The organism is Pseudoalteromonas sp. NBT06-2 (genome assembly GCF_002276045.1).
Classification (GTDB): domain Bacteria; phylum Pseudomonadota; class Gammaproteobacteria; order Enterobacterales; family Alteromonadaceae; genus Pseudoalteromonas.
On record NZ_NQMR01000199.1, the window covers coordinates 1 to 10,144 of the forward strand.

Here is a 10,144-nt window from a genome sequence, read left to right on the forward strand (position 1 = left end):
AATAATCTGATTGGTATAACACCGAACTCAATCAGCTTCTTTACCCAAATGTTCGGGCAAAAGAAAATTCAAAGCGTACTCCAGACTATGATACTGCGTTAAAAGAATCATTGAAGAAAAAAGGTAAAAGCAAAAGCTTAACAGTGCAATATTTGCAATATCAAAGCAAAGAGCCTGACAGCGCATATAGCAAGTCTCAGTATTTCTATATAGTGCGCAAATTCCTCAAAAAATGTCGTATCACTATGCGCCAGCAACACAAGGCAGGCGAAGTTACTTACATCGATTATTCCGGCACTGGCGTTTGCTATGAGAAGAAAGGCAAAAAAATCTGGCTTAAAGTTTTTGTAGCGTGCTTAGGTGCTTCTAAAAAACTATTTGCGTTTGCTACACCAGGGGAGAGAACAATTGATTGGCTAAACGGCATGATCTTGATGTTTGATTACTTCGGCGGGGTTACTGAAGTTATCTCCATTGATAATGCTAAAGCTCTTGTCAGTAAAGCGGGGTTGATCCCCGTTCTTGTTAAAAATATCGAAAAATTTGGTGAACACTATGATTGCATTATTGACTCATGCCGAGTCGGAATGCCACAGGATAAATCCCTTGCTGAGCTAGGTGTGAAATTCATTAAGCAGCGTATTCTTATTCCTATGAATAATGATATGACATTTCACAGCCAAGACGAAGTTAATCACTACCTCGCAAAAGCAGTAGAGGAACTTAATAACCAACCTTTTCAAAAGTTTAAAATATCAAGAAATGAGTTATTTGAAGAGATAGAAAAACAGGAATTACGCCCACTACCTAGGACTGAGTTTAATGTTGTTATTGACTTTAAGGTGATTAAGGTTCCTGCTGATTATCATATTTACCATGATGAGCATTTTTATTCTGTGCCCTATCAGTTGGCCCATGAACAGATTGAGGTCATTGTTAATCAAACTCAATTAACTGTGATCTATCAGCATCAGGTTAAAGCAATTCACCAACTAAGTTATGAAAAAGGAGGTTGCACAACTAATCCTGAACACCTCTCACCATCACACCGCGCGGAATCAACGAAAACAAAAGAGGAGTATCTTGGTTGGGCAACAACTCTTGGTAGCGATGTTGTTGATTTTATTGAGTCTCAATATCAGAAAACCAAAAACCCTGCCTCTCGTGCTGTTGGTAAACGCTGTCAGGCGTTGATGAAGCTTTGTGAAGACAAAGGTGAGGCAGCATTTAAAGAAGCCTGTAAGTATGCGTTAGCCAATCACATTGCTTCGAATGAACTAGGGCTTGTCATAAGTGCACTAGATGTAATTGGGCAACCCTGTATGTCTAATGAACAATTAACTCATCGTAATATACGCGGTAAAGGTTATTACGGAGGTCGTCATGAGCAGTAAAAATATAATTATAGATAAGCTAGTAACGCTTAAATTAAAAGGAATTCAGACAGCTTTGCTCAAACAATTTGATTTACCGGATAGTGACGAACTGGGCTTCTTAGAGCGCCTTAATGACTTGCTAGATGGGGAGTTAATTGCTGTTGGCAATAAGCGCCGTTTAAGGCTGCAACGTCAGGCAAACCTTCGTTGGCCTCAAGCAAATATTAGTGATGTTGATTATAAACTTCAACCTAGTTTGAAAAAATCGGTTATCGCTAACTTGGTTGAATTGGAGTGGATTCGAAATGACCGACATTGCATTCTAACTGGTGCGACGGGAACTGGAAAAACCCACTTAGCATGCGCGATAGGTAATTCCGCTATTATGCAGCAAATTTCGGTTGGTTTTTACCGATTCAATCATTTGTTGTTGCAGCTATTAGCAGCACATAAAGAAGGAGAATTAGATAAGTTTCGTAAAAAGCTTAATCGTATTAAATTACTTATTATTGATGACTGGGGGATTTCCTCATTAACTGCTACCGACCGTGAATTGCTTTATGATTTAGTTGAGTCCAGAGACAAGTCATCTTCGTTACTTATTACCTCTCAGTATCCAACTGAAGAGTGGTATAGCGGTTTTCAAGAGCCAACAATCGCAGAGTCGGTGCTTGACCGCATCATTCACTCTGCACATCAAATTCACATGACAGGCCCTTCAATGCGCGAAGCGTTTGGATTGCAAGGAGGTCGTAATGAAAAGTAAAAGATACTCTTGCACTCATACCGATTCATTATTGGATTCTGCTGAATTATCGGATTTTGATGTGCAAGTCTCACAGCATTACTTACCGCTCATACAGAGTCACTACCAAAATGCACTGCTATGTCATGAGAGTCCACAGACATATCTGACACAAAAATATGGTATTGGTAATGAGCAAATCCTCAAATACCAACTTGGGTATTCAAATCGCGAAATAGGAGAGCAATTACCACCTGCTCGTAATGCGCTAGGTGTCAAACTTAGAGGTTCGCTTTGTCGTCTCAAATTGGTTCGCCCCAGTGGGCATGAAGCTTTTCGCGGTTGCGTAACGGTGCCTATCTATTATCAGGAGGAAATAACGGGTTTTTACGCCGAGAGAATTGGCCGAGTTAGGGGGTCATCTTCATCTAAATATTGGTCACCGATAACCAAGCCGTGTGTCTTTAATCTTGATGCAGTTAAAGGAGTAAGCGCTGTTTATATGTATCAATCGCCTCTCATTGCTATTCAAATGAGCAGAGCGTTTGGTGAACGTATGATAGCCACCAATACCTCATTCCAACTTACTACCATTGATTGCCGCGTATTAGCTGATTTGGGTATTAGTAAGGTAATAGCTTGTTCTAGCAAACCAGTGACAAAATGTCACTTGATGGCGTTGGGTAAAACGCTCAAGAAATTTGGCATGGAGTACCAACCGTTAAACCTTGATTTGGAGGTACATTATGGAGCAGTTTAACCCTACAGATTCTTTCTTTGATTTATTGGATGCCTATGAAACACATTGTTTAGCTGAAGGGCAGTCAATGAATACTGTAAAGACAAAACGATGTAATCTCAGAATGTTTATAAAATGGTGTTTCGCCAATGGCGTGAAGCGACCTTTGGCAGTTACTAAAGCTGTTGGAGAGCAATATAAATCGTATTTGGCGAGTTACATTAACCCTAGGTCTGGTGAGCTATTGAGAAAAAGTACGCGACGTCGCCGAGTTACAGACGTAAGAGTCTTTTATCGTGAGCTAACCTACCTTGAGATTATTGAGAGCAACCCACTTGAATTGCTCCGTTTACCAAAGGCGCAGAAATCTCTGCCAACATCATTTCTATCATTCGATGAGCTAGAGTGTGTATTTAATGAGACGACAATCTATGGAATCATTGGATTACGTGATAGAGCAATGCTGGAACTTTATTACGGTAGTGGTGCTCGTCGTATGGAGATTGCCAAGCTTGATGTGAACAATGTTAACTTTACCAAAAGAGAAATATTCATTTCAGATGGTAAAGGGGATAAAGATCGTTATGTGCCAATAGCTAAACGCACTTGCGATTGGCTTAAAGCCTACATTATTATCGCTCGCCCTAAATTACTTAAGCTTGATTCTGGAATGAGTCTATTTATTGATAATCAAGGTAAGCGATTTCGCGCCACACAGTTATCAGACTTAGTAAAGAAGTACCTGTTAAAAGCTGGTTATGACGTGGGTTTCGACAACAGACCAAGATTTAAGCATTCAATATGCGGCATTAAAATCTGCTCAGTGTAAAAAGATATTTTCCGAAAAAAAAAGTGGCACCCAAAAAAAGGGAAGAACTCAGCTTGACGCTTGTTTGGATTATCTTCGGGAAGGAGACACATTAATTGTTACCCGGGTTGACCGACTTTCACGCAGCCTAAGAGATCTTCAAAACCTTGCTCACGATTTAAAAGAAAATGGTATTCACTTAAAAGCTACTGAACAACCTATCGATACTTCCAGTGCTGCCGGAAATGCTTTTTTTAGCATGTTGGGCGTTTTTGCTGAATTTGAAACCACATTACGAAAAGAGCGGCAATTAGAAGGGATAGCAAAGGCCAAAGCACAAGGAAAGTACAAAGGCCGTCAACCAACGGCTCGTACAAAGTCATATCAGGTGATCAGTCTTATAAAGGAAGGACTTACCCGACAAGCAGTTGCAGAAAAATTAGATATTGGTATTGCTAGTGTGTATCGGATCCTTAAAAAATATATGGCTGCTAATCCAACTACTGTTTTACCCGGGTCTCGTTCAAAAATAAAAATAGCCAAACTAGATGTATCAATGAATGTTGAGAACAACAGTAAGTTTGTGCGTGGAAAGGACAAAGCCCTGGAGTATATAGAGGATGAATGGCTTTCTCAGTACGATATGTTCAAACCAGAAAAAGATGGTTGGGACTATATTTTAAAAGTTACTTACAGTTCCCCAAAAGATCTTGAAGAAACTGTCTACGATTTAATGTCTGAAGCTCAGTCCACAGCCAATATGAAAAATTGCTTTGTTGAAATTAATGTTACACATAAAGAATCAGGTCAACATTGGTAGTTACCTCATAGCTGCGTAAAATGACAACATTTTTTTAGTCGTTTAGGGCTTAGAGTAACTTTTCGTACCATTGGACTTCAAACCCCATATCTTAAATACAATCGTAAAGATTGGCCGCACTGGATAGATGAAGATAACGACTGTCAAAATACCCGCTCTGAAATATTGCAAAGGGATTCATTGTCTCCAGTAAGATTTAAACGTAGCAAAGGCTGTAATGTGACCTGGGGGAAATGGCTCGACCCATACACCAATCAAACATTCACCAAAGCATCAGATATCGATATCGACCATGTGGTGCCACTAGCACATGCACATAAATTTGGCGGTTATAATTGGACAAGGAAACAAAAAAGGGTGTTTGCGAATGACCTTGAAAACCTTATTTCAGTTGAGGATAATGCCAATCAAGCTAAAAGTTATAAGGCCCCTCACCAATGGATGCCTGCAAATAATGCCTATCACTGCACTTATCTAAAAAAGTGGCAACGAATTAAAGCTAAATATCAATTATCTGCGTCAAAACAAGAAATCTACTTTATTAAAAATGTAAAATGTAAGGCTTAAAGCAGATTAGGTTAATTATTTACAATACCTTTGTGTTTTTTAGTATATTGAAGCACAAAGGATTATTCGCTTTAAAAGGGATGGGAAATGGCGACAATCGATATCGTTTTTTCGACTAAGAACCTACAAACTTACAGTTCTACCGATATTCTTAGTAAGTATGATGAAAAAACACTGTTTCAATTAAGGACCGACCTTAAGAAAGATAAAAAAGGCGTCTTATTATGTGCAACATGCATGCAACCGCTTTTTATCGCCGGCACACTTCAAGGAGATATGTATTTTAGGCATACGAAAGATTCTGATGATTGTCCTATAAAAACCACATGTAAACTCAACCCTGAAGAAATCCAGGCCATGAAATATAATGGTCAGAAAGAAGGCGCTAGGCATAAAAACAATAAGTTGTTATTGGCCTCAATATGTACATCCATTAGCAATTCCCTATGAATTCTTCCTCATTTTGACTCTATATTACAAAACATCGGCAAGCGAGGCTTTGGAAAATCCTTGTATCAACAATTGAATAATGACAGTAACACATTAATAAATCTAGCTAAAATATATCAACAATAGATAAGCTCGATATTGATATCACGCAACATAAAGAAGCCAAACCTTCGTTCAGTTCGTGAGAGGTTTGAAATCAACCTTTTGGAGACCATATATGTCCATTTTCATTTAGGTGACTAATTTATGAGCCTCTATAAGTTGTTTTAATTTTTTTTTCGTGAGCAAAAAATTAAAAAATAAATGGCAGAAGCAATGCTTATTAAAATATTAGTTATGGATTTATTCAATATTTCATGTTTAACAAGTATCATCGGCGTTGCAATTATGAACAATCCAAATATAACCAGAAATAATCTGATTATATTTTCCCTAGTTTTTTTTGTAGGCATATTATTTAAATAAGAATATAAAAATCTACAAAAAATTAAAACTAAAATTAAAATTAAGGAGTCCATAACTAATGTGTCCTACTATATGTATCTGAAAGGTTTAAAATACTCCCACTCCCTTCTGAATACAAGCCTACTCTAGTTGCTTGGGTAACAGCAGGTGAAAAATCGTAAGATATATTCCTAAATAAGGGTCGTGAACTACTCGTAGGTATGGGGGTTAATACTGGCCGAGCCAATCCACCTAAAGAGGTTGCTAGATTCAATGCCCCAACAGTGTAATCTCCATAAGTTTGACCAAGTATAGCCTGTGCTCCTTCTCTTACAAACCCATTTCCTCCAGTCCATCCTTCTTGAATACTACTTGTACCTAGCACTGCAATAGGCGCGCCTAATGCGCAGCCTAACGCAGTAGCACATAATCCTGCTCCTAATGCAATTTGACCTGCCCCTCCAACAATCGAAAAGGTTCTGCCTACAACAGTAAACCCCTCATCATAAATGAAATTCCCTATCATATTCCAATCCACGTTTGCATACAAATCATTACCTGTCATAGCCATATCTTGTGCTAAAGCTTTCTGAAAATATGCTTCTTCCCTAGCATTCCATTCAGCACTACCTTCTTTAGGTGGAATAGACCAATCCTGCCTCATAGCACTCGAAAAAGCCGCGCTAGATGCACCATTTGCAAATTTTCCACCAGTAACTTTTGATATAGTACCACCAATAACAGCTGATGAAACAACGTTAACAAACGCGTTAGACGATACATTACCACCGCCTACTGCACTATTTAAACCAGCAGACCAGAATCCATGCCCAAAATTTCCTCCTGATGCATAAGATATGCTTCCACCAACAACCCCATCCACAACGAAGTTACTAAAAGCATTTCCTGTATTCGCGGCAGGTATGGAGGCAGCAACAAAAGCGACAGCACTAGCCCTTAAAGCACCTGAGCTTGAAACTCCCATTGCACGATTAAATTCATATGTCCATGCGGCGGCTCCATAAGCATTACCAAAATAAGTCGCAACAAAAGTACCTACTATATTAACTGCTTTAGCGCCAAAGATTTTAACCGCTGAGCGAATAAATTTTCGTCCAACTTTCTTAGCTAAACCACTAAAAAAATACCCACTCGGATCGGTATACGACATCGGATTATTCAACACATAACTATAGCGGTTATATGATTGAGAATTACTTGGTGCCTGAATAAACGGATCAGCCTGCAAGAATCGACCTAAGGTTGGATCATAGATCCGACCGTTCATATGAATTAGTGGGTAGTTGGAATAGAACATACTTCACAAAACAAACTTCAGAATTCTTATTAATGTGCTCTAGATTTATTCTGACACAAACAATCTTGTATAGGCGCACCTATATGAGCTATAATGATTTTACACTGTATTCGTTTCGTCAGTTTAGAGGTGCATATGTCAGTTTCAACTTTAGTCGCTAATCGAGTATCTCGTATGAAACGAGGAACTCCATTTTCTATCGAGGGTTTTTATTCCCTAGGCACAACGACATCTGTACAAAAAGCAATGAGCCGCTTAACTAAAGAAGAGAAAATTGTTCGTGTGGCTAAAGGAATATACTCTCGTCCAAAACCTTTAAAAAGTATTCCGTCAATCAAGATCACCGCTAAAGCTGAAGAAGTTGCTAAAACTTGGGCACGAACACACCATTACAAAATGGTTCCTCAAGGGCTAGAAGCTGCCTACAGATTAGGAATGCAAACACAGGCACCGATGAAATCTGTCTATTGGACAACAGGGCCATCACGCGAGTTTAAGATTGGGAATGAAATAGTACAGGTACACCATACTGCAAAAAGTAAACTTCAATGGGAAAATAAGCCTGAAGGGACATTGTTTAGAGGGTTGCTCGCACTATCTCCTAAGCATACTTCAGAATCATCATTAAAGAATGCTTTAACTCGATTGCAGCTAACCGAAAGTGAAACATTAAAAGTTCTTTCTAAATTACAAAAAAATGCCTTGTTAACCATGTGGAAGCTTAAACTTGAAAACGTAGAGCGTAGCCTTTTATCATGAATATATTTGAACTCTATGCAGACAAATCGAGACATGAAGAACTAGCTGAAATATTTACCTATGGTGCTCAACATCACCCACAAGGGCTTGCCGCTAATTTTTTAGAAAAGGATATTTGGGTAACTGAAATTCTTCGTCTTCTCTATGATGAAAAATTATTAGGTGAGTTCTCGGTAGCGTTTAAAGGCGGAACCGCATTAAGTAAATGCTGGGAGGCTATTTCTCGATTCTCAGAAGATATCGATTTATCTATTCATTGGGCTGATTTATCAGGGCATACCGAGGAAGAAGAATTAGCCGCGTGGAGCCAAAGCACTAAAAACAGAAGTCAGAGCGCTAAATTTAGAAAAGCTCAGCAGAAGCAATTACAAGCTTGGAGTGCAGCATTAGTCGATTCGCTTAATGAGAGATTATCTCAATACAATATCGATGGTTTATACTCTGAAATGGAAGATGGTTCAGGTGGTGAGAAGATTGATATTCACTTTCCGCGTATTACAAAAGGAACCCACGACTATCAGTTAGATCATATCCTGCTTGAGTTTGGTGGTCGAAATAGAGGGAAACCTACCAAAACTATCACTGTTGATTGTTACTTGGGACATACCCCAGGGTTAGAGCAATTAGTATTACCTAAAGCACAAGTGAGTGCTTATCAGGCAGAATATATTTTGTGGGAAAAGCTGACAGCGTTACATCAATTTTGTTCTCAAGATAATCCACCTAACCCAGATAGGTTAGCTAGACACTGGTATGATGTAGATTGTTTGTTGACCATGGAGTTTGCCGATCCTCTTAATTCCGATACGGCCAGAAACGATGTGATTGAAATGAAGAAACATCGTTGGGCTAGCCCTGGTGTTGACTATGAAGCGATCCTCGCAGGCGGACTTTTACTAGTACTAGATGAAGAGCGTTTAGTTGAAATAGCAAAAGACCATGACAATGCAATCAAAGGTGGGATGTTTTTTACAACACCAGATTCATTTTCAATGATCCTTGACCGACTGAAAGCTGTTCAAGACCAGATCAATCAGCAATTCAAATAATTCATCACGCTTCGTTGTGTTCTGACGAAGCCTGAAAGAGATTTTGCTTTAAAATATCAATCCCTACTTATGCCTTGATAAGCAAAAACCAAGTCCATAAGCTGATACAGCTCATTGGGTTCAGCGCTAATGTGTTGTGCATCCCACAATACATTAACGCGCTTTAATGCGATGGTCTCTTCTTCCTTGTTGGTGATTTTCTTTGCTAATAAAATATCTCGCGCAGCAAGTCGTAACCTAGTGTGACTTTCAAGTCGTTCAGAGCCTTCGTAAGTAGGCCCAATGACTGTTAAAATATCACCACACATCCCAAAAAAGCATTGCTGGCATAAATCGATACTTAATTGTTTACCATCGCCATGCATGGAGCCAAAACCGCAACGGTGGTTAACAGTGATAAATTCATGAAAGGTATAATCACCTTGGGTTGCTTGCTCACCACAACTATCACAAGTGAGTGTTGAAATTTCTTTTACGGTAATATTTCTAAAATGTCTCATCATGCCTCCTTAGCTTTTGAGGCAGCTTCAAAGAATTTACGCATCGCAATAGACAATGAAGTCATCGCAGATGGATGGGATGATTGATAAACCTTATGCAGTTTTTTCTTACTAACGTGGGTATAAATTTGGGTGGTTGAGATATCAGCATGACCTAGGAATTCTTGGATATATCTAAGGTCAGCGTCTTCTTCTAACATGTGTGTTGCAGCGCTATGTCTTAGTGTGCCGCAACTGCCACCAGTGGCCACACCTGACAACAGAATGTATTTAGTCACTAACTCTGACATTCTACACTTTTGAAAGGATCTGCCACTGTTATTTAAAAACAAGGTTGAGCCTGAAGCTAAGGTTGCCAATTTAGGGCGAATGTTATCAAGATAAAACGTTAAGCATTCCAAAGCTCGCTCAGATATCGGCACTATCCTGTCAATATTGCCTTTACCTTGTTCTTATACCTAGGAAATTCCTCTTGGAAGCGACTATCTATAAGGCCTGTATAAATTTCTTCATAGATGATTTATAGTCCTAATTAATAGATTGAACGAAAGTTGTGCGTTGATGAACTT

Annotated in this window: 11 protein-coding genes and 2 pseudogenes; 10 read left to right on the plus strand and 3 right to left on the minus strand. The window is 39.0% G+C overall.

Features of this window, described 5'->3' with window-relative positions:
* Nucleotides 1-71 precede the first annotated feature (71 nt).
* From CJF42_RS29595 to CJF42_RS23540, 8 genes and pseudogenes are all read left to right on the plus strand, one after another.
* Nucleotides 72-800, plus strand: a pseudogene (locus tag CJF42_RS29595) (transposase); the annotation flags it as partial.
* A 42-nt stretch (nucleotides 801-842) separates the two neighbouring features.
* Nucleotides 843-1,394 carry a Mu transposase domain-containing protein gene (locus CJF42_RS29600; protein ID WP_502694810.1) on the plus strand — a complete coding sequence of 184 codons (552 nt, stop codon included), beginning with the start codon at nucleotides 843-845 and terminating at the stop codon, nucleotides 1,392-1,394.
* Nucleotides 1,384-2,142, plus strand: coding sequence for an IS21-like element helper ATPase IstB (gene istB / locus CJF42_RS23515; RefSeq protein ID WP_095368984.1), 759 nt, complete (start codon nucleotides 1,384-1,386; stop codon nucleotides 2,140-2,142). The genes CJF42_RS29600 and istB overlap by 11 nt, the downstream gene beginning before the upstream one ends.
* Nucleotides 2,132-2,881, plus strand: coding sequence for a hypothetical protein (locus CJF42_RS23520; protein WP_095368985.1), 750 nt, complete (start codon nucleotides 2,132-2,134; stop codon nucleotides 2,879-2,881). Before istB ends, CJF42_RS23520 begins: the two co-directional genes overlap by 11 nt.
* On the plus strand, nucleotides 2,868-3,689 hold the full coding sequence (locus tag CJF42_RS23525) for a tyrosine-type recombinase/integrase (RefSeq protein WP_095368986.1): 822 nt from the start codon (nucleotides 2,868-2,870) through the stop codon (nucleotides 3,687-3,689). The genes CJF42_RS23520 and CJF42_RS23525 overlap by 14 nt, the downstream gene beginning before the upstream one ends.
* Nucleotides 3,619-4,488: a recombinase family protein gene (locus CJF42_RS23530; RefSeq protein ID WP_095368987.1), complete on the plus strand. Its 870-nt coding sequence runs from the start codon at nucleotides 3,619-3,621 to the stop codon at nucleotides 4,486-4,488. Before CJF42_RS23525 ends, CJF42_RS23530 begins: the two co-directional genes overlap by 71 nt.
* Before the next feature lie 165 nt (nucleotides 4,489-4,653).
* Complete coding sequence (locus tag CJF42_RS23535) at nucleotides 4,654-5,055, plus strand: GmrSD restriction endonuclease domain-containing protein (RefSeq protein WP_353651701.1); 402 nt, start codon at nucleotides 4,654-4,656, stop codon at nucleotides 5,053-5,055.
* Nucleotides 5,056-5,142: 87 nt separating this feature from the next.
* Complete coding sequence (locus CJF42_RS23540; protein ID WP_095368989.1) at nucleotides 5,143-5,505, plus strand: DUF7830 domain-containing protein; 363 nt, start codon at nucleotides 5,143-5,145, stop codon at nucleotides 5,503-5,505.
* 520 nt (nucleotides 5,506-6,025) lie between these two features.
* On the opposite strand, the gene CJF42_RS23545 is transcribed toward CJF42_RS23540, so the two are convergent.
* Entirely contained in the window at nucleotides 6,026-7,267 is a 1,242-nt protein-coding gene (locus CJF42_RS23545) for an RHS repeat-associated core domain-containing protein (RefSeq protein WP_095368990.1), read from the minus strand.
* 135 nt (nucleotides 7,268-7,402) lie between these two features.
* Between CJF42_RS23545 and CJF42_RS23550 the strand changes: the two genes are divergently transcribed.
* Nucleotides 7,403-8,026 (plus strand): DUF6088 family protein, encoded by a 624-nt coding sequence (locus CJF42_RS23550; protein WP_095368991.1) that lies wholly within the window; start codon nucleotides 7,403-7,405, stop codon nucleotides 8,024-8,026.
* Nucleotides 8,023-9,075, plus strand: coding sequence for a nucleotidyl transferase AbiEii/AbiGii toxin family protein (locus CJF42_RS23555; RefSeq protein WP_170940733.1), 1,053 nt, complete (start codon nucleotides 8,023-8,025; stop codon nucleotides 9,073-9,075). Before CJF42_RS23550 ends, CJF42_RS23555 begins: the two co-directional genes overlap by 4 nt.
* A 56-nt stretch (nucleotides 9,076-9,131) precedes the next feature.
* On the opposite strand, the gene CJF42_RS23560 is transcribed toward CJF42_RS23555, so the two are convergent.
* On the minus strand, nucleotides 9,132-9,575 hold the full coding sequence (locus CJF42_RS23560; RefSeq protein WP_095368993.1) for a hypothetical protein: 444 nt from the start codon (nucleotides 9,573-9,575) through the stop codon (nucleotides 9,132-9,134).
* Nucleotides 9,575-10,015 (minus strand): annotated as a pseudogene (locus tag CJF42_RS23565) (tyrosine-type recombinase/integrase); the annotation flags it as partial. The gene CJF42_RS23560 and the pseudogene CJF42_RS23565, both read right to left, overlap by 1 nt.
* Nucleotides 10,016-10,144: the final 129 nt, after the last annotated feature.